Source organism: Heyndrickxia acidicola (assembly GCF_001636425.1).
Lineage (GTDB): Bacteria > Bacillota > Bacilli > Bacillales > Bacillaceae_C > Bacillus_AE > Bacillus_AE acidicola.
Genome location: NZ_KV440953.1, coordinates 2,216,973 through 2,235,833, shown reverse-complemented (window position 1 = coordinate 2,235,833; position 18,861 = coordinate 2,216,973). Strand labels below are relative to the sequence as shown.

Sequence of the window (18,861 nt, the reverse complement as noted above, 5' to 3'; positions counted from 1 at the left end):
ATACTCTATCTATTCAGGAGGTGCAAGTAATGGCTAAATATATCACACAGCGAGTCATCTATATGATTATTACACTGTTTTTAATTGCTTCGTTAACGTTTTTCCTCATGAAACTATTGCCGGGAACACCTTTTACCGCTCAATCAAAGCTTACGCCGGACCAAATTCATATCATGAATGAAAAGTACGGTCTTAATGATCCTGTACCTGTACAATATGCACATTACATGTTGAATTTGTTAAAAGGTGACTTGGGTACTTCATTCCAATTTGATAACCGCGATGTTTCCACACTTATTGCCGAGAGAATCGGGCCATCCCTTACTTTAGGTATTGAGTCAATGATCATAGGAACTGTGCTCGGAGTCCTGCTAGGATTACTGGCAGCGTTGAAACAAAACACTTGGATAGATTATTTATGTACGTTTGTTGCCGTTGTTGGAAAATCAATTCCTTCATTCGTATTTGCGGCATTGCTTCAATATTGGGTAGGGGTTAAATTAGGCATCTTGCCTGTCGGCTACTGGAATGGTTTTTCCTATACAATCCTGCCGTCCATTTCACTCGCTATGTTCCCACTTGCCATTGTCGCAAGGTTTATGAGAACGGAAATGATTGATGTTTTAGGCTCTGAATATATTGTTCTTGCCAAAGCAAAGGGAGCAAGCGGTGCAGAAATTGCATTTAAGCACGGATTAAGGAACGCTTTAATCCCTATCATTACTTTAATTGGCCCTTTAGCAGTCAGCCTAATGACGGGTTCATTGGTAATTGAAAACATCTTCGTAATACCGGGAATTGGTAATCAATTTGTTACATCTATTACTACAAATGACTTTGGTGTCATCATGGGTACAACCATATTATTTGCGGTTATGCTTGTTGTTGTCATTTTAATTGTGGATTTACTATATGGTGTGATTGATCCGCGAATCCGCTTATCGGGAGGGAAGAAATAATGATTGAACAAAATATTTCAAGAGAGCACTTCGAGCCCGCCCGTATCGATAGTTCACTTAGAGAAACGGTGGAAAAGCCAAGCTTGAATTTTTGGCAGGACGCGTGGCTTCGAATCAAGAAGAATAAGGGAGCATTAGTCAGCGCTGTTGTGCTTGTTCTAATCATAATAATGGCACTCATCGGCCCGCACATCTCTGGATATGGAGTTTATGAACAAAACCTGCAATATGCCAACCTGCCGCCAAAAGTGCCCGGCCTTGATAAACTGGGGATCTTTGATGGGAAACAAATGATAGGCGGACATAAAGTAGACGTTTACCAGCAAAATGGTGTGAAAAAATATTTCTGGTTCGGAACGGATGGACTTGGCCATGATTTATTTACCCGTGTTTGGGCTGGAACACAAATTTCATTATACATTGCCCTCCTTGCGGCAGTTATAAACATGGTAATCGGTGTAGCATACGGTGCAATATCTGGATATTATGGCGGCCGTGTGGATAATGTTTTACAAAGGATCGTAGAAATTTTATCAGGAATTCCTGATCTTGTTGTGGTAATTCTTATGATTCTAGTATTGAATCCAGGTATTATCTCAATTACAGCAGCATTGACCATTACGGGCTGGGTAAACATGGCCCGGGTTGTCCGTGGCCAGGTGTTAAAATTAAAATCACAGGAATATATACTGGCAGCGAAAACGTTGGGTGCCAGTAATATGGTTATCATTTTTAAGCACCTTATTCCTAACCTTTTGAGTGTTATAATCATCAACACAATGTTTATTATTCCGAACGCAATCTTTTTTGAATCATTTTTAAGCTTTATTGGACTTGGATTGCAAGCTCCAGCAGCGTCACTTGGTACGCTAATTGAGGATGGTTTCAGAACTCTCCGCTTCCAGCCGTATATGATTCTGTACCCTGCTGTAGTAATGAGCCTATTAATGATAACGGTTAATATAATGGCAGACGGTCTTCGTGATGCGTTTGATCCGAAAATGCGCGATTAAAAGTGAGGTGGAACTAATGGAAATAAAAAAGAAAGTATTAGAAGTGAATGATTTGCATATTTCCTTTCATACCTTTGCAGGTGAAGTTCAAGCCATTCGCGGAGTGAATTTTGATTTATACGAGGGTGAAACACTGGCGATCGTTGGAGAATCCGGTTCTGGAAAATCGGTTACGACAAAATCCATTATGAGATTGCTTCCTGAACATAATTCTCAAATTAAATCCGGAGAAATCCTCTTTAATAATGAAAATTTAGCGAAGCTTTCTGATAAAAAAATGCAAAAAATTAGAGGTAAAGAAATCTCTATGATTTTTCAGGATCCAATGACTTCTTTAAATCCGACAATGACTGTTGGAAAGCAAATCATGGAGCCTTTATTAAAGCATCAAAATATGAGTAAAGCAGAAGCGAAAAGCCGTGCCATTGAGCTAATAAAAATGGTCGGAATTCCAAAAGCAGAGCTTCGTTTCAAACAATATCCGCACCAATTTTCAGGCGGTATGAGACAGCGTGTGGTAATTGCCATCGCTTTGGCTTGTAACCCGAAGGTATTGATCGCAGATGAGCCTACGACGGCGCTGGATGTTACGATCCAAGCTCAAATCCTTGAATTAATGAAGGATTTGCAGTCCAAAATTAATACATCCATCATATTTATTACCCATGATTTAGGTGTTGTGGCAAATGTTGCGGATCGCGTAGCTGTCATGTATGGCGGGAAAATCGTTGAAGTTGGAACGGTAGATGAGATCTTTTATAATCCGAAACATCCATATACTTGGGGATTAATCAGCTCAATGCCAAGTCTTGATTCAGATGATGAAGATTTATATGCAATACCTGGAACCCCTCCGGATTTATTAAATCCGCCAAAAGGCGATGCATTTGCACCACGTAATGAATATGCTCTTAAAATAGATTTGGAACAGCAGCCTCCGATGTACAAGGTATCGGACACGCATTATGCTGCTACTTGGCTCTTGCATCCTAATGCACCTAAGGTTGAGCCTCCTCTGGCTGTAAGAAAAAGAATGCATCAGTTTAAACAAGACAACAGCCTGGTTTCTACAAAGGAGGGAAGATAACATATGGCATCTGCAGAAAAACTTCTGGAAATAAAAAATCTAAAACAGTACTTTAATATGGGGAAGTCAAACGAAGTTCGAGCCATCGATGACATTTCTTTTGATATTTTTAAAGGAGAGACACTTGGCCTTGTAGGAGAATCCGGCTGTGGAAAGTCTACAACGGGGCGAACGATCATCCGCCTTTATGATGCAACGGACGGAGAGGTCCTGTTTGATGGAGATAATGTCCATGGTAAAAAGTCGAAGGCAGACCTTAAAAAATTCAACAGAAAAATGCAAATGATTTTTCAGGATCCATATGCTTCCTTAAATCCTCGCATGAAGATTGCTGACATCATTGCAGAAGGCATAGATATTCATGGGCTGGCTAAAACGAAGGCTGAAAGAAATAATAAGGTTTACAGCTTGCTTGAAACCGTAGGATTAAACCGCGAGCATGCCAACCGCTATCCTCATGAATTTTCCGGCGGACAAAGGCAGCGTATCGGTATTGCCCGCGCCCTTGCAGTAGAGCCTGAATTTATTATTGCTGATGAACCAATTTCTGCTTTGGATGTATCCATTCAAGCACAGGTTGTAAACCTAATGAAGAAGCTGCAAAAGGAAAAGGGATTAACCTACCTCTTTATTGCACATGACCTTTCAATGGTTAAATATATCAGTGACCGGATTGGTGTTATGTATTTTGGCAAGCTGGTAGAGTTGGCGCCTGCAAATGAGCTTTACAATAATCCTTTGCATCCATATACTCAATCATTGCTGTCAGCCATTCCTCTTCCGGATCCTGATTATGAGCGTACCCGTGTACGTAAGACGTATGATCCAATCGTCCATCAGTATACTGATGGAGAAAAGCTTGAAATGAGAGAGATTACTCCTGGGCATTTTGTTTATTGCTCTGAAAAAGAATTTGTGCACTACCAGAGTATAAGTATGAAGTAAGAATTAGAGGGTGACTCAAAGAGCGGTTATAAGCGGCCTTTTGAGTCACCTCTTTTTTATTTTTGGACAGAAAGAGGAAAAATGGAGAAGAACAATTGATGCGAATATAGCATGCTGTCTATCTGCTATTATTTTATTTGAGCAGAAAAGAACAGACAGGACGAATAGCGCGGAGTCTAATAGTACCCAAAGATCGTTTGAATTCAACGTTAATTAGAGTGGAAGGCAAATGACTCCTGCAAGTTAAGCAAGTTATTGTGGGGATGCCGCAAAGTCATGCAACGATGTGGTTCCACTACCGCCGACTTAAATCGAGTATTCGGAGTGAAAATCAACCTGCAGGAGGATCAGAACGTTGCCTATGTCTAAGTTCAATCCCAATATGGATTTATTTAAAAGGTTACTCTGTCTATATCTATGTACAATCCCAATTTTGATTTAACTTAAAGTTTGATTGAAGCGAAAAGAAATGCTTGCAGTAGAAACCAACAAGCAAAAAAAGTTGCTGTAGCCAAGGTCACTTGATATCATTGCAGTATTTGGGACAGCCTCTTTTTGTAATGTGTTTACACTATTCAATAATGGTATTAAACAAACAGTGATGAATTTTTACGCTGAATTCCTTAGGAAAAGCGGACCAAGTTAGTTGGCTAAGAATTTCCCAAACATCAAGAGGAATGTGGAAGCTTGGGAGGAGCTTAGCTTATCAAGATATACAACCGTTTTGGCTTATTGTTATTTGGCTTTCCACAACGAGGTTTTAGTGGAAAAGCTGGTTTCTTTACAGTATTTCCCGGGGAAAAATGAAAGCTGAAAAATTAATTTACAGAATAGATTTCTTTTTCAAGCATTCCAAATTTTTTTGACCCATAAGAACTAACATTTTAATCTTTTTTAAAAAAGGTTTAAAGGGCTTTATATGTGGTATTAAGAAAATGTACTAAGTAAGAAGGAATATGTTTGTACAACGGATGAATCATTTTTTTGAAAAAATATATGATTTGCTAGACAAATGTTGTATAATACATAATAGATATTGTTTATTTACATTAATTTTAATCTAAGGGACCATATCCTGTAGATTGGGACAATATAAAAAATACATTAGGAGTGTGAATGACTAAATGGTAACATTATACACTTCACCTAGTTGTACATCATGCAGAAAAGCACGAACTTGGCTTGAAGAAAACAATATTGAATATACAGAGCGTAATATTTTTTCTGAACCTCTTGGTTTAGAAGAAATCAAGGAAATTTTAAGGATGACAGAGGACGGAACGGATGAAATTATTTCAACTCGTTCTAAAACATTCCAAAAATTAAATGTAGATGTTGATACGCTTCCTTTACAGGAACTTTATACGCTTATTCAACAGAATCCTGGTTTGCTTCGCCGTCCCATTATTCTGGATGAAAAACGCCTGCAGGTTGGTTATAACGAAGATGAAATCCGCCGCTTCCTGCCAAGAAGAGTGAGAACGTACCAATTAAGGGAAGCTCAAAAGCTTGTCAATTAATTTTATTTCATAATATAAACAAAACGCCTTCATGTTACTGGGGGCGTTTTATTTCTTCATTAAAGGGTAAAGAATTCTTGAATTATCAGGTTTTCTTGGGTAAAATAATTTAAATACCCTTTTATTATCTGGGTATTAATGGATTTTTTAAAAATTGAGTTTTTATATTTCCAATTATTTAATTTTTATCATAAAATGAAGGTACAAGGTATTATACCTGAAAGCTTTATTTTCAGAAACATACTCATTGCCTTTTGTAAGGGAAATGTCCCTTCAACCACTTTAAGCAGAAGGGAGAGTTGATGTATGGATATCGAACGTATTAATGAAAATACAGTGAAGTTTTATATATCGTATGTTGATATAGAAAAAAGAGGGTTTAATCGTGAAGAAATATGGTATGATCGCGAGAGGAGCGAAGAACTGTTCTGGGAAATGATGGATGAAATTCATCATGAAGAAGAGTTTGTTCCCGAAGGTCCTTTATGGATTCAAGTGCAGGCACTGGATAAAGGACTGGAAGTATTAGTAACCAAAGCACAAATTTCCAAGGATGGACAACGATTTGAACTTCCTATACCAGAGGACAAATTTAAGGATCTGCCAATTAACGAGCGCATAGAGGAATTCCTGGATGAGCATTTTCAGGATCAAGTGAATGCGGAAGGAGATGGCACTTTAGAATTCACCATGTCGTTTAGGGATTTTGAAGACGTAATCTCCTTATCCAAGCGTACCAGTCTTGATAGTTTAGAGACAAAACTTTTTTCATATAATAACACGTACTATTTATATGTGGAATTTCCTGATGATATTTTCGAAGAAGAAGAAGACATTGATAATGCTTTAAGTATACTTCTTGAATACGGTGAAGAATCTTCGTATACCGTTCATCGGCTACAGGAGTACGGAAAATTAATTATTGATCAGAATGTATTTTCTAAGCTGAGAGAATTCTTTTAAATGAAACATTACCGGTTTTTGTGCCGGTAATGTTTTTTTTGGCAGGATAAGATGAATAAATTCTTAAAGCAAAGTTGTCTCTGTGTAGCTTCAACGCCTATCGGCCAGCGATTCTTTCCTTTATCTAAGCAGAAGTCTGCGAAATTCGTACACCCGTTTTGCAATGCGCTCACGCTTCTCTAAGCAGGAATATAGAAAGGCAAGATAGAATTAGAGTAGGAAAGGAAGGTGATATATGCTTATTGCACTAACGGAAAAAGGTATTGCAGTAAACTTGGTTTTTATAAAGAATCCAGCAGAGCTATTGAAATTAAAAGAGAAAGGAAAATTTTATTGTCCCCAATGTCAAAATTCTCTCCATTTAAAAATTGGTACTCAAAAAATTCCCCATTTTGCTCATACACGGCATTCCCATTGTCCAGGTTCAACTGAGGCAGAGAGCCCCATGCATTTAAAGGGTAAGCAGGATTTATTTCTATGGTTTAGAAAAAAGGGATGGGTGGCTGAGTTGGAACACTATGTACCTGAAATTCGGCAACGAGCAGATATTCTGGTTTCTAAAAATGGCCGTTCATTTGCAATTGAATACCAATGTTCTGTCATTCCTATCTCTCAATTGCAAGAAAGATCGAGGGGGTATTATTCACAAGGAATGACGCCTATGTGGATTCTTGGGGGATTTCCGTATCAAAGAATTCTTTCAGAAAGGGAACGATTGTACCGCATTACAGATTTTCAAATGTCATTTGCTTTCTTTCAAATGAATTCAGGTTTCTGCCTTTTGAGTTACCACCCATTTAACAAGCGTATGTATCAACTAATTCACATTCACCCCTTGACCGCAACAAAGGTCTTTGCGTATCTGGCCTGCCAACCCCTTGAAACGGTCTTACCCTCTATGCCTTTTCTATTAAATCTCACCAATCATGTGCAATATGAAGTATTTGACTTGCCTCAATGGTTCAAAGAAAAATCCAATTGGCTTCAAACGAAAATCTATTATGCAAGTTCAGGAAAAGACCCCTTTTTATTCGAAGTATATAAAAATGGACTCCATCCTTTGCTTCTTAATCCTGTAATTGGGATGCCTGTAGAGAGAATGGGAGTATGCAAATCCCATCCTATTGAATGGCAGTTTTATCTTTGGATAGATGCTTTGATTAAAATTCCAGCCGGAAAAACCTTTTCATTAGCGTTTATTCTTAATCTCTTTCACCGCCGAGTATCCAGTAAGCATCTCATTTTAAGAGAACTCCCCTTTATTTCCAGAAATCATATAACGGAAATGATCAGGCAGTATCTAGATTTATTAGTTCAATTAGATTATTTAAAACGTGAAGAACGGGGAATATATAAAATGATGAAAACAATCTCCCTTGCAAAAAATATAATGGAAGCAGAGGAATTAAGGAACCAGTTATTGAAAGCATTAAGGAGAGAAGAAAGATAGTTTATTTTATTGGTATTATTCAAAAAAATGGAATAAAATATTAAAGGTATTATATAATCTATACAGTTTAGAATGGGGGCATTGAAATGGCTAATGGAACAGATACAAAATCTCTGCCGCTTCGAAAGGAAGTCGCTGAAAAATTAACTTGGCGGTTAGAAGATATTTTTTCATCGGACGAGCAGTGGGAAAAAGAATACGATGAGGTAAAGGGATTATTGCAGAAGGCTTCTTCATTTAAAGGGACGCTGGGTGAGAATGCAGATCATCTCTTTTCTGCACTTAAGTTTCAGGATGAAGTAAGTGAGCGCTTTGGAAAGCTTTATTCATACTCACATATGAGATATGACCAGGATACGACTAATTCCCATTACCAAGGACTTGATAGCAGAGCTAAAAGTTTGGGAGCTGAGACAGCAAGTGCTTTTTCTTATTTAGTACCAGAGCTGCTCTCGATCGATGAGAGCAAGCTTAAACAGTTTATTCAAGAAAAAGAAGAACTTACATTATATGAGCATGCATTGGAAGAAATTAATTTACAAAGACCCCATGTTTTATCTGCAGAGCAGGAGGCTTTATTAGCGCAGGCTTCCGAGGTCTTTAATGCTTCGAGCAATACTTTTGGTATGCTGAATAATGCTGATCTTGAGTTCCCTACAATTAAGGATGAACAAGGGGACGAGGTTCAAATTACACATGGGCGCTATTCACGCTTTCTTGAAAGTAAGGATCAAAGGGTTCGGAAGGAAGCTTTTGAAAAAGTGTACAAAACATACGGAGATTTTAGAAATACCTTCTCCAGTACATTGGGCGGCCAGGTAAAGCGGGATAATTTTAATGCCAGGGTAAGAAATTTCAAATCTGCCCGTGAAGCAGCTTTATCTGCTAATAACATACCTGAAAGTGTCTATGAAAACCTTGTTGAAACAGTAAATAAAAATCTCCATTTGCTCCACAGATATGTGAAACTACGCAAAAAGGTTCTCGGTTTGGAAGAATTGCATATGTATGACCTCTATACACCATTGGTTCAGGATGTCGACATGAAAATCCCGTATGACAAGGCAAAGGATATGGTCATCGAAGGACTTGCGCCATTAGGCGAGGAGTATCTCGATGTATTAAAACAGGGGTTTGAGAGCCGCTGGGTTGACGTTGTTGAAAATAAAGGGAAAAGAAGCGGGGCTTATTCATCAGGAACATATGGAACGAATCCATACATTTTGATGAACTGGCAGGACAATGTAAATAACCTGTTTACTCTTGCTCATGAATTTGGCCATAGTGTACACAGCTACTATACGAGAAAAAACCAGCCTTATCCTTATGGTGATTATTCTATTTTTGTTGCGGAAGTGGCATCTACATGTAATGAGGCGTTATTAAATGATTATCTTTTAAAAACCATCGATGACGAAAAGAAAAAAATTTATTTATTGAATCATTACTTAGAAGGGTTCAGAGGTACCGTTTTCCGTCAAACCATGTTTGCTGAATTTGAACATCTAATCCATCAAAAAGAGCAGCAGGGTGAAGCGTTAACTTCAGATCTGTTAACGAAAGAGTATTACGCTTTAAATAAAAAATACTACGGTGAAGAAGATATCGTTGTAGATGAAGAAATCGGCTTGGAATGGGCAAGAATTCCACATTTCTATTACAACTACTATGTGTACCAATATGCAACTGGCTTCAGTGCTGCGACCGCTTTAAGCAAACAGATACTGGAAGAGGGAGAAACAGCTGTCAAGAGATATGTTGGTTTCTTAAGTGCAGGGAGCTCAGATTACCCTATTGAGGTACTAAAAAAGGCTGGCGTTGATATGACTTCTTCTGAGCCTATTGAAGAAGCGTGTAAAGTATTTGAAGAGAAATTGGGCGAGCTCGAGACACTATTATCTAAATAATTATAAGCGGTAAGAAACAAAGGTCCCCTTTAAGATAGCAGTATGACAGGCTCACACGACTTTGTGAAGCTGTGCTGTCTCTTAAAGGGGATTTTTTCAAAAGATAGGTTTATAATTTCTTTGTTAAAAGTATGTGTCCAACACCTATCAGCTAGTGGATGGGCAAAGCGGTTGCGCTTTTTTCAACGAAAGCCTTTAAACCTTTTCCTTACATTTAAATAGTAAAAGAAGGATAGCAGTGAAAGAAACAGGAATGGAGAAGTAATGTATAAGGGGATCACTTTTAATAGTCCCAGGATATTTAATACAAAAGCCAGTACGATCATACTTAAAAAAATCCAGACAGCCATATTTTCACTCCTTAGTAATCGCTCTTATGCACATATAGTATGTTGATTCCTTAGAGATAAGACATGCCAATACCATTATATTACTGTTAAAGGGTTGCAATTCCACCTTTATGACAATATTGTGAAAGGAAGAACAAACTGCTTCACAATGATATTATTCGGTGATATAGTATTAGATGTGAAGTTGATCACAAGCAAACATATACCCCTTTGTTTGACCGTGAAAAATTTCTCCCATCCCCTTTGTTCGTGTTTATAAAAAAGGCCCTGCATTTTGCAGGGCCTTTTCGTATAAAAAAAATATTCATTTATTTCACATTTGTAAGCTGTCTGTTGGTTTTGATTCGGGTATAGTAATGAAGAAATAACAGGAGAATGGTTATTTGAGGCAATTCTAAAAAGAGGCTGTCCCAAAAGGTACAATGATATCAGATTACTGAGGATACAGCATCTTTTTTCCTGCTGTTTGATTTCCGCTGTGGGCACTCGCTTTCCGCGGGGGGCCGGGAGCCTCCTCGTCGCAAGCTCCTGCGGGGTCTCCCTTTGGCCAGCTTTTCCCGCAGGAGTCTCGCGTATCCGCTCCAATCAACCTTTAAATTAAATCAAAAATTGGCTTGTACATAGATATAGGCAGCGTTTTGATCATCCTGCTGTTTGATATCCGCTGTAGGCGCACGCTTTCCGCGGTGGGTTGGGAGCCTCATCATAGCAAGCTCCTGCAGGGTCCCCCAATGGCCTGCTGATTCCACGGGAGTCTCGCGTATCCGCTCCAATCAAGCTTTGAATTAAATCAAATGGGGCTTGTACATAGATATAGGCAGCGTTTTGATCATCCTGCTGTTTGATTTCCACTTTAGGCGCTCGCTTTCCGCGGTGCGGTAGGGAGCCTCATCATAGCAAGCTCCTGCATGGTCCCCTAATGGCCTGCTGATTCCGCGGGAGTCTCGCGTATCCGCTCCAATCAAGCTTTGAATTAAATCAAATGGGGCTTGTACATAGACATAGGCAGCGTTCAGATTGTCCTGCCGGTTGATTTTCACTCTGAATAATCGCTTTCCGTAGGAGGTAGTGATTCCACATCGTTGCATTCTTTTACAGCATCCCCCAATAATTTGCTTAACCTGCAGGAGTTATTTGTCTTCCACTCTAATCACGTTGAATGAAAACGAGCATTGGGTATTACTAGATATGACTAGCGCTATTATTCCTTCCTGCTCTTTTCTGCTCAGATAAATTTTTTAAAAAGACCACGCTATTATTCACACCAATTGTTCTTTTCCCCTTTTCTTTTTATATCCAAAAATAAAAAAGGGGTGATTCAAAAGTCCACTTATAATCGCCTTTTGAATCACCTCTTTTGATTTTAATGCTATTCTTTTCCAATATATCTCCAGAATGGCCCATGTTTTCCGGGGATCATAAGAAGTTTTTGCTGGAGAACCAGCTTTTTCAGTTCTTTTTCTGCTTCCGGAATGGTTAGGTTATAAACAGTGGATACTTCCTTTGAAGCAGTCACATTATTAAATTTTAAAAAGGCTTCCAGTGGTGGCAGAGCAGCCGGAGATGGCTTTTCATTTAACATTTCTTGTATAACCTGAACGTATACCTCGTAAGGATATAATCCGCTGATCTTTAACCCTTCATCTTCAATATTTTCATTAAAGAAAACAAGAGATGGAATTTCCGTTACCTGCATTTCCGAAGTGATTTTTAAATCACATTGCAGGGCTTTTGCAGCACTTTTGGAATTCATATCATTTAGGAATTCTTCCATGTCGAGATCAGCCTTTTTCCCGCATTCCATTAAAACAGACAGTTCGGAAACGTTTTTGGTTTCTAAAAATAAAACCTCTTGAATTTTTCGAAGAAAACGTGCACCTGCCCGCTTTCCCTGCAATTCGGCGGCCTTAATGGCAAGTGATGTCAGAAATGGAGATGAAATTGGATTGTTAAGCCATAGGGTGCCGTCACAGCACATCCCTGTTTCATGTGAGACCTTTTCCCAATACTTTGCCATGGCCTCATGCTGCTTGGAGCTTACGTTTAAGTTTGTAAGCTTCCCGGTTAATATATGCCTTACTTTAAAGTAGTTTCCATATTCTATTCTCAGTTTCTGCAGTATAGGTTCCAAAGCCCAGCATTGAGGACAAATAGGGTCAACAAATACGTAAATTTCCAGAGGCTTGTTTTCGGGATTGCAGCTTTTTGAGTTCATTTGTAGGTTTTCCTTCAATGGAACTCACCTAATGGCTTATCAGGAGTATTGACCATATGCTGAGCTGTTAGTACTAATTTTGAAAAAAACCCTTCACGTAATGGACCTTCTAATTTTACCTCATCCATTGCTTCACTCATGCACCGGAGCCATGCTTTAGCTCTTGTTGGAGTGATTTCATGGGGCAAGTGGCGTGCGCGCATCATAGGGTGTCCGTGTTCTTCAGTATACAACGGGGGGCCGCCAAGATACTGGGTCAGAAATTGCTTCTGCTTTCGTGCGATCTCAGTAAAATCGCTCGGGAAAATAGGCTGTAAATCAGGATGATTCGCTACCTTTGAATAAAAAGCATCTACAAGCTCATTCAGCTTTGCTTCCCCAATTGCTTCATACGGCACTATACGTTTTTCTACCATATGATTAACTCCTTTAATAAAAGATTGTTTGTGTATGATCTATTTATAATGTCTTGTCAGGTTCCCTTTCGGACGAATAAAATCATCATAAGTCTCTAATGACCATAAGCCAGTCGTTTTCTCAACGTTTTTAAGATCAAAAGTTATATCGTATATTTATTGTAGCAATCACTATTTAATAACACAAACAAATCGATTTGCTATTATTATTCACTTGGAAAATGAGCTTATTCCACAGGGGAATATAGGCATTTAACAAAGTAAGTAGTTAAAGGGAAAAACGCTCAGGATTATATTAACCTGAGCGTTTTTAGGCGATAAGAATATTATCTTATTTGATGATTGAATGGATTGAAGTCTCAAATTAGAATTTCATATTTTTTAAAAACTCGGTATTACGCATAGCTATTTCTATATTACACTCCATAAAAATCGCTGGTGATGTTTTTTACATAATTTTGCGTTTCATTAAAAGGAGGAACACCATTATAGCGATCGACATTTCCCGGCCCGGCATTATAGGCTGCAAGTGCAAGCTCAATATTGCCTTTGTAGCGTGTTAATAGGCTTTTTAGATATTTTGTACCTGCTTCTACATTTTCAGCAGGATCGAGCACGTTATTTACGCCAAGGCTTTTGGCTGTAGATGGCATGAGCTGCATAAGCCCTGCTGCACCAGAAGCATTAATGGCCGATGGGTTAAAATTGGACTCCTGCTTTACAACGGCGTTTACAAGACTTGCAGGGATCTGGTATTTCTTCGCGGCAGCTTCAATAATAGAGCCAATATCTGCTGCCGGCCCATTTGCCGATTCTGTATAGGTTAATGAATTATTTGTGCTTTCCCCTGATGGATTTACCTCATTCAAGTAAGATAATGGGACCGTGCTTTGAGCTGCTGTTAGCGCACTAAGTGGTGACGCGGCTGCATCATCACTTTCATTAAGAGAGTTTCCTAATAACCCTTCTGCAAGAGAAGTGATTAAAGAGGAGCTTTCACCTGTTGTTGAACCTGTATTGGCAGTATCAAGAGAACTTCCCAATAACCCCTCTGCAAGAGAGCCGAATAAAGAAGAAGTGTCACCTGTTGATGTTGATCCTGTATCAGCACTTTCAAGAGAATTACCTAATAGACCATCTAAAAGGGAAGCGGTATTACTGGACGAATTAGAAGAACTCAATAATGACAAAGGCATTGTGCTTTGAAATGCGGTTAAGGAACTGAGTGGAGAAGAAGAATCTCCATTTGAATTTGTTTCCATATTATCAAGAGCGTTTACCAGCAATTCCTGAAAGAGTGAGCTGGCATTTTGCTCCTGATTGGCAGATGGCAATAACGGGTTTGTTACAGCCTGGGATGCTTGAAGGTGGGGGACTGTCTTTAAATGATTATGAATAGTCATGATTTACCCTCTTTACTGTGACATTTTCAAGTAATTGTGTACGTCTTCTTTTACTTTACTAGAGTTAGCTTCCGAACCGATTGTTTTTTATGAACAGCAGGGGCCTTGACGGTGGCGAGAAGGCCCTGATTTTTAATTATAGGCTGTTTTTGCATAGATTGTTGCTTTTCGCAAAAGTATTACATTCGTGTAAAGTGAGTCTTCGTGGCATCTTTTCGTAAGTAATTCACAGATTTACTACAGAGCCTGTGAATTTCATTATTTTTTATGTGTTTAAATAGCAACAAAGTTTACGAAAAGAGCCTAATTATTTTGGGATAGGAGCTTTTCTTTATAAAATCGCACTACTTTATTATCGGTTTTTCTGATAGGAATGTTAGCATTTTGCATAAGCAAATCAAATATTTTTTTGCCTTCTGCAAAATTTGTTACTTCATATTCTATCTCATAATCCTCTTTTTGGAAATAGGAACTATGATCAAAAACTAAAAGCCCATTTTGATAGATTATTTCTGCCCGTTTGGTTGAAAGGCTTCCAAAGCAAGCGAGATCTTTAAGAGAGATACCCATTTGTTCTATTGCCGTTTTTACTTCTCCTGCAGGCAATACTCCGCTTTCCAATAGATCAGCTGCGGTCTTGGTATCCAGTTTTTCGTTTGTTTCTAAGAGCCCCTCGTTTGCAGGCTGTTTAAGAGTCAGGGTATACTGACTATTTTTTTCTCTAATTCTAAGGGCAGCATGGTGATTTTTTAATTGAAAGTCAGGTGTATCAAAGTAATGGTTTATTTGACTTGAGAAATCTTCAGAATTAATGGAGAAATTTTTTAATAATTGAGTGAATTCTTCTCTAGTAACCATATTTTTAAACTCAATTTCTATTTCACTTGACATAGGGTGCACCTCTTATTTCTTTTTTTTACTTTGTAAAAGCTTTATATTATTGACTTAATGGTAATTGAACAGAACGTGATACTCCTGCTTATAAAAGCGGGTTAAGGGACACGCAGGCTTTTAAGCGTCGAGAAGGCTTCCCAATCATCTGAAAGTGAGTGCCTGTCACGACAATCAAACGGCAGGATGATCAGTACCTTACTATTAGACCGGCTAAATCCCTCTATAAAAGCTCTTTCTATGTTGATTGAAGCGAAAGGCGCAGGACTCCTGCGGAAAATCGAACGCCTATCGTCTGGCGGATTTCTGCGTCCCCTCACTAAGATAAGTCAACATCTAGTTTCCTTTATCTCAGTCGGAGACTACGGAATCCGTACGCCGATGAACAAGGCGCTTCTGCTTTTCTATATGTCTAGCTCCAGCGCCTATCGGCTAGTGGACTACTGCGTCGCCTCCCTGCGATACGTCGACATCAGCTCGTTCCTCGCTGTGTTTCCTTTATCTCAGTCGGAGACTACGGAATCCGTACGCCGATGAACAAGGCGCTTCTGCTTTTCTTATTATCTCTTTGAAAAAGAGAAACTTCAATGCTTAGTCTATGGCGGGGCTTTATGGTAAAATAAACTGGTAGTACATGCACGGAAGGGGATTATAAATGAGAAAAAAGATCTATTTAACAAAAGCAACTGAGACGAAAAACGCCCTTGAGCTTTCTGCAGAGAATGCAGTTTCTCTCCAGAATATAAAGGGAACAGGCAGGGTGATTGTTGACTCTGATTCTCTTGCGTTTGTTTACTTAGCAGAAGATGACCAAGACTATACATATATATATTTACCCGAAGCGGTTTGGCCTGAAGTTCATGCGGCTATAGAAAATCAAAAGACAATTGAAGCCATTTTTAAAGATGGACGAATGGAGCTTGTTCAGCTTAAGGAAGAATTACAATACTTAATTGAAAATATTGAAGGGAATAGCAATTATGGGGAAGAAATGGTTTCAAAGGTTGAAGCCATTTTCGGCTCGAATAGCTGATTTCAGTTTTGAGGTGAAATAAATGAATCACTGGGATCAATTTTTAGCTCCTTACAAACAAGCGGTAGATGAATTGAAAGTAAAGCTAAAAGGGATGAGAGGGCAGTTTGAACAGGATCACACGCATTCTCCCATAGAATTCGTAACTGGGAGAGTAAAGCCGATAGCAAGCATTTTGGATAAGGCTGCCCACAAGCGTATCCCGCTCGACCGGCTGGAAACAGAAATGCAGGATATTGCTGGTGTGCGAATGATGTGCCAATTTGTTGATGACATTAAAACGGTGGTGAAAATGCTGCGTGGCAGAAATGACTTTACCATTGTAGAAGAACGGGATTATATATCTCATAAGAAACTGAGCGGCTACCGATCTTATCATGTCGTGATTGAATATCCAGTTCAAACGATACATGGTGAAAAGAAAATTCTTGCAGAGATTCAAATCAGGACACTTGCCATGAATTTTTGGGCTACCATTGAGCATTCTTTAAACTATAAATATAAAGGATTATTTCCTGAAGAAATTAAGAGGCGACTGCAAGGGGCTGCAGAAGCGGCCTTTCGCTTAGATGAAGAAATGTCTCAGATTCGGGAAGAGGTTCAAGAGGCCCAGGCTTATTTTACAAAAAATAAAGAGCAAAATAAGAATAAGAAAAAATAGGTTATAGGGGAGGGTGCAGGCATTCTGCAAAATACAGAACAGTGCACTCCTTTAACGGCTTGGAATGAAAGGGAGAGAAGGTGGCATAAATGAAATTTTCCGTAACCTCTAAAGGAAACGCAAAATCAAATGCATTAATGCATAAAATCCGGACGTATTTACAGGACTTTGGGCTTCAGTATGATGAAGCTGAACCAGATATCGTCATCTCTGTGGGAGGAGATGGAACGCTGCTTTATGCGTTTCATCGATATAGTTCAAGGCTAGATAAAACAGCGTTTGTAGGAGTTCATACGGGCCACCTTGGTTTTTATGCAGATTGGGTGCCGGAGGAAATAGAGAAATTAGTTATTGCAATTGCAAAAACGCCCTATCAGGTTGTGGAATATCCATTGGTAGAAGTTATTATCCGCTATCAGCATGGAGGAAAAGAAACAAGATACCTGGCATTAAATGAATCGACAGTTAAATGTGTAGAGGGTACTCTCGTAATGGATATTGAGGTTCGCGGCCAGCAATTTGAACGCTTCCGCGGCGACGGGCTTTGCATCTCCACACCGTCTGGCAGTACGGCCTATAATAAAGCATTGGGCGGAGCCATTATCCACCCTTCACTGCAGGCGATTCAGCTGACTGAAATGGCCTCAATCAATAACAGGGTATTTCGGACAGTCGGGTCTCCTTTGATCTTTCCAAGCCATCATACATGTGTACTGAAGCCTGTGCGGGAGCAGGATTTTATGGTTACGATTGATCATCTGACCTTGCTTCATAAAGACGTTAAATCCATCCAATACAGGGTAGCTGATGAAAAAATTCGATTTGCGCGTTTCCGTCCATTACCTTTTTGGAAAAGGGTGCATGATTCCTTCATATCCGATTAAGGGCACCTTGGCTTTATAAAATCAATACTGAACAAAAACGATAGGAAAGGCTGTTATCCAATAAATAGTTGTTAGCTGCTTGTATAAGATTTTTGCTTTACTGATCTTTTGGCGCGCAGATAATAATATAGCTGTGGCGATATGAGCCATTGGAAGAACCCTTTTTTCGAGAAAGGATGCAAGCTGTGGCTGCATTTAAATTGAGCTGGATAATTGATGAAGAGCATATCCATCTGTCCATTAAAGAATTTTTAGCCATTCAGGAAATTTCCCGAAGAGCCTTGACAGATATTAAGTTTAGCGGCGGTGCTATTTATATTAACGGATCAGAGCAGAATGTCCGCTACCGTTTAAAGGAAAAGGATGTTCTAACCGTTGAATTTCCTCCCGAGATCCCAAGCAGGACTTTATTAATTGAAGATATCGAGCTAACGGTCGTGTATGAAGATGAACATGTTTTGGTTCTAGATAAACCAGCGTATATGCCTACAATCCCTTCCAGGGAGCATCCAAGCGGGAGTTTAGCAAATGCCATCTTAGGGTATTACCAAAAACGGCAAATTCAAGCAGCGGTTCATGTAGTGACCAGACTTGACCGTAATACTTCCGGCCTAGTCCTGATTGCTAAGCATCGCTATATGCATCATCTACTCAGCAAATATCAGCAAAAAGGGTGGGTGAAAAGGACCTACGAAGCCTTAGTGGAAGGCTGGATGAAAGAGGCTGAGGGGACCATCATCGCACCCATTGGCAGAAAAGATTCAAGTATTATTGAAAGGGAAGTAAGGGAGGATGGGCAATATGCCTGTACTCACTTTCAGGTGCTGGAACAATTCGCTGGCTACTCCCATGTGAAAATCTGGCTGGAAACAGGCAGGACCCATCAAATTCGCGTCCATTTTTCACATTTAGGCCACCCTTTATTAGGCGATGATCTTTATGGAGGGTGTATGGATAAATTTTCGCGTCAGGCACTCCACTGCAGCGGACTTACATTTAATCACCCATTGACCAAACAAAGTCTGTCATTCCATAGCCCGCCACCATTTGGAAAACTTTTGAAGAAAGACTGACAAATATCCTTGTCAGTCTTAGCTATTTCTTTTAAAATGCTGATCCGCGGTTTTCATATAAATATTTTTTCTTTTATATCTAGAAACAATT

19 protein-coding genes are annotated in these 18,861 nt (G+C 39.2%); 12 read left to right on the top strand and 7 right to left on the bottom strand.

What is annotated here, in order from left to right:
• Positions 1-29: 29 nt before the first annotated feature.
• From opp3b to pepF, 8 genes are all read left to right on the top strand, one after another.
• Positions 30-959 (top strand): oligopeptide ABC transporter permease, encoded by a 930-nt coding sequence (opp3b, locus tag A5N88_RS10465; RefSeq protein ID WP_066265570.1) that lies wholly within the window; start codon positions 30-32, stop codon positions 957-959.
• The gene (gene opp3C, locus A5N88_RS10460; protein WP_066265569.1) at positions 959-1,972 is read left to right on the top strand and encodes an oligopeptide ABC transporter permease; all 1,014 of its coding nucleotides are present in this window, start codon (positions 959-961) and stop codon (positions 1,970-1,972) included. The genes opp3b and opp3C overlap by 1 nt, the downstream gene beginning before the upstream one ends.
• A 16-nt stretch (positions 1,973-1,988) precedes the next feature.
• Positions 1,989-3,059, top strand: a complete 1,071-nt coding sequence (locus tag A5N88_RS10455) for an ABC transporter ATP-binding protein (RefSeq protein WP_066265568.1) — start codon at positions 1,989-1,991, stop codon at positions 3,057-3,059.
• A 3-nt stretch (positions 3,060-3,062) separates the two neighbouring features.
• Positions 3,063-4,004, top strand: coding sequence for an ABC transporter ATP-binding protein (locus A5N88_RS10450; RefSeq protein ID WP_066265564.1), 942 nt, complete (start codon positions 3,063-3,065; stop codon positions 4,002-4,004).
• Positions 4,005-5,128: 1,124 nt separating this feature from the next.
• Positions 5,129-5,524 carry a transcriptional regulator SpxA gene (gene spxA / locus A5N88_RS10445; protein ID WP_066265562.1) on the top strand — a complete coding sequence of 132 codons (396 nt, stop codon included), beginning with the start codon at positions 5,129-5,131 and terminating at the stop codon, positions 5,522-5,524.
• A 306-nt stretch (positions 5,525-5,830) separates the two neighbouring features.
• A complete protein-coding gene (gene mecA / locus A5N88_RS10440) occupies positions 5,831-6,487 on the top strand; it encodes an adaptor protein MecA (RefSeq protein ID WP_066265559.1) in 657 nt (218 codons plus the stop codon).
• Between the two features lie 235 nt (positions 6,488-6,722).
• Complete coding sequence (locus A5N88_RS10435) at positions 6,723-7,937, top strand: competence protein CoiA (RefSeq protein ID WP_066265556.1); 1,215 nt, start codon at positions 6,723-6,725, stop codon at positions 7,935-7,937.
• A gap of 86 nt (positions 7,938-8,023) precedes the next feature.
• Positions 8,024-9,844, top strand: coding sequence for an oligoendopeptidase F (gene pepF, locus A5N88_RS10430; protein WP_066265554.1), 1,821 nt, complete (start codon positions 8,024-8,026; stop codon positions 9,842-9,844).
• A gap of 182 nt (positions 9,845-10,026) precedes the next feature.
• Here pepF and A5N88_RS25500 read toward each other — a convergent pair whose 3' ends face one another.
• The 7 genes from A5N88_RS25500 to A5N88_RS10400 all read right to left on the bottom strand — a co-directional run bounded on the left by A5N88_RS25500 (position 10,027) and on the right by A5N88_RS10400 (position 15,119).
• On the bottom strand, positions 10,027-10,194 hold the full coding sequence (locus tag A5N88_RS25500) for a hypothetical protein (protein WP_198160235.1): 168 nt from the start codon (positions 10,192-10,194) through the stop codon (positions 10,027-10,029).
• A gap of 602 nt (positions 10,195-10,796) precedes the next feature.
• Positions 10,797-10,943 carry a hypothetical protein gene (locus A5N88_RS24875; RefSeq protein WP_157090651.1) on the bottom strand — a complete coding sequence of 49 codons (147 nt, stop codon included), beginning with the start codon at positions 10,941-10,943 and terminating at the stop codon, positions 10,797-10,799.
• 36 nt (positions 10,944-10,979) lie between these two features.
• Positions 10,980-11,282, bottom strand: coding sequence for a hypothetical protein (locus tag A5N88_RS10420; protein WP_066265550.1), 303 nt, complete (start codon positions 11,280-11,282; stop codon positions 10,980-10,982).
• A 281-nt stretch (positions 11,283-11,563) separates the two neighbouring features.
• On the bottom strand, positions 11,564-12,409 hold the full coding sequence (locus A5N88_RS10415) for a ClpXP adapter SpxH family protein (protein ID WP_066270435.1): 846 nt from the start codon (positions 12,407-12,409) through the stop codon (positions 11,564-11,566).
• Positions 12,410-12,423: 14 nt separating this feature from the next.
• On the bottom strand, positions 12,424-12,825 hold the full coding sequence (locus A5N88_RS10410) for a globin domain-containing protein (protein ID WP_066265548.1): 402 nt from the start codon (positions 12,823-12,825) through the stop codon (positions 12,424-12,426).
• A 416-nt stretch (positions 12,826-13,241) separates the two neighbouring features.
• Entirely contained in the window at positions 13,242-14,228 is a 987-nt protein-coding gene (locus tag A5N88_RS10405) for a lytic transglycosylase domain-containing protein (RefSeq protein ID WP_232317564.1), read from the bottom strand.
• A 303-nt stretch (positions 14,229-14,531) separates the two neighbouring features.
• Positions 14,532-15,119 carry a CYTH domain-containing protein gene (locus A5N88_RS10400; RefSeq protein ID WP_066265547.1) on the bottom strand — a complete coding sequence of 196 codons (588 nt, stop codon included), beginning with the start codon at positions 15,117-15,119 and terminating at the stop codon, positions 14,532-14,534.
• A gap of 655 nt (positions 15,120-15,774) precedes the next feature.
• Here A5N88_RS10400 and A5N88_RS10395 point away from each other — a divergent pair.
• From A5N88_RS10395 to A5N88_RS10380, 4 genes are all read left to right on the top strand, one after another.
• The gene (locus A5N88_RS10395) at positions 15,775-16,152 is read left to right on the top strand and encodes a UPF0738 family protein (RefSeq protein ID WP_066265546.1); all 378 of its coding nucleotides are present in this window, start codon (positions 15,775-15,777) and stop codon (positions 16,150-16,152) included.
• Positions 16,153-16,174: 22 nt separating this feature from the next.
• On the top strand, positions 16,175-16,813 hold the full coding sequence (yjbM, locus tag A5N88_RS10390; RefSeq protein ID WP_066265544.1) for a GTP diphosphokinase: 639 nt from the start codon (positions 16,175-16,177) through the stop codon (positions 16,811-16,813).
• Positions 16,814-16,902: 89 nt separating this feature from the next.
• Positions 16,903-17,697: an NAD kinase gene (locus A5N88_RS10385; protein WP_066265536.1), complete on the top strand. Its 795-nt coding sequence runs from the start codon at positions 16,903-16,905 to the stop codon at positions 17,695-17,697.
• Positions 17,698-17,873: 176 nt separating this feature from the next.
• Positions 17,874-18,770 (top strand): RluA family pseudouridine synthase, encoded by an 897-nt coding sequence (locus A5N88_RS10380; protein ID WP_066270431.1) that lies wholly within the window; start codon positions 17,874-17,876, stop codon positions 18,768-18,770.
• Positions 18,771-18,861: the final 91 nt, after the last annotated feature.

Coding starts and splice junctions, on each gene's coding strand:
- A5N88_RS10450 (WP_066265564.1), top strand. CDS start 3,063: ATGGCATCTGCAGAAAAACTTCTGGAAATAAAAAATCTAAAACAGTAC.
- A5N88_RS10415 (WP_066270435.1), bottom strand. CDS start 12,409: ATGAACTCAAAAAGCTGCAATCCCGAAAACAAGCCTCTGGAAATTTAC.
- pepF (WP_066265554.1), top strand. CDS start 8,024: ATGGCTAATGGAACAGATACAAAATCTCTGCCGCTTCGAAAGGAAGTC.
- A5N88_RS10385 (WP_066265536.1), top strand. CDS start 16,903: ATGAAATTTTCCGTAACCTCTAAAGGAAACGCAAAATCAAATGCATTA.
- A5N88_RS10410 (WP_066265548.1), bottom strand. CDS start 12,825: ATGGTAGAAAAACGTATAGTGCCGTATGAAGCAATTGGGGAAGCAAAG.
- A5N88_RS10405 (WP_232317564.1), bottom strand. CDS start 14,228: ATGACTATTCATAATCATTTAAAGACAGTCCCCCACCTTCAAGCATCC.
- mecA (WP_066265559.1), top strand. CDS start 5,831: ATGGATATCGAACGTATTAATGAAAATACAGTGAAGTTTTATATATCG.
- A5N88_RS10395 (WP_066265546.1), top strand. CDS start 15,775: ATGAGAAAAAAGATCTATTTAACAAAAGCAACTGAGACGAAAAACGCC.
- A5N88_RS10455 (WP_066265568.1), top strand. CDS start 1,989: ATGGAAATAAAAAAGAAAGTATTAGAAGTGAATGATTTGCATATTTCC.
- opp3b (WP_066265570.1), top strand. CDS start 30: ATGGCTAAATATATCACACAGCGAGTCATCTATATGATTATTACACTG.
- A5N88_RS10400 (WP_066265547.1), bottom strand. CDS start 15,119: ATGTCAAGTGAAATAGAAATTGAGTTTAAAAATATGGTTACTAGAGAA.
- spxA (WP_066265562.1), top strand. CDS start 5,129: ATGGTAACATTATACACTTCACCTAGTTGTACATCATGCAGAAAAGCA.
- opp3C (WP_066265569.1), top strand. CDS start 959: ATGATTGAACAAAATATTTCAAGAGAGCACTTCGAGCCCGCCCGTATC.
- A5N88_RS25500 (WP_198160235.1), bottom strand. CDS start 10,194: ATGGCTGTCTGGATTTTTTTAAGTATGATCGTACTGGCTTTTGTATTA.
- A5N88_RS10435 (WP_066265556.1), top strand. CDS start 6,723: ATGCTTATTGCACTAACGGAAAAAGGTATTGCAGTAAACTTGGTTTTT.
- A5N88_RS10380 (WP_066270431.1), top strand. CDS start 17,874: ATGCAAGCTGTGGCTGCATTTAAATTGAGCTGGATAATTGATGAAGAG.
- yjbM (WP_066265544.1), top strand. CDS start 16,175: ATGAATCACTGGGATCAATTTTTAGCTCCTTACAAACAAGCGGTAGAT.
- A5N88_RS10420 (WP_066265550.1), bottom strand. CDS start 11,282: ATGCAACGATGTGGAATCACTACCTCCTACGGAAAGCGATTATTCAGA.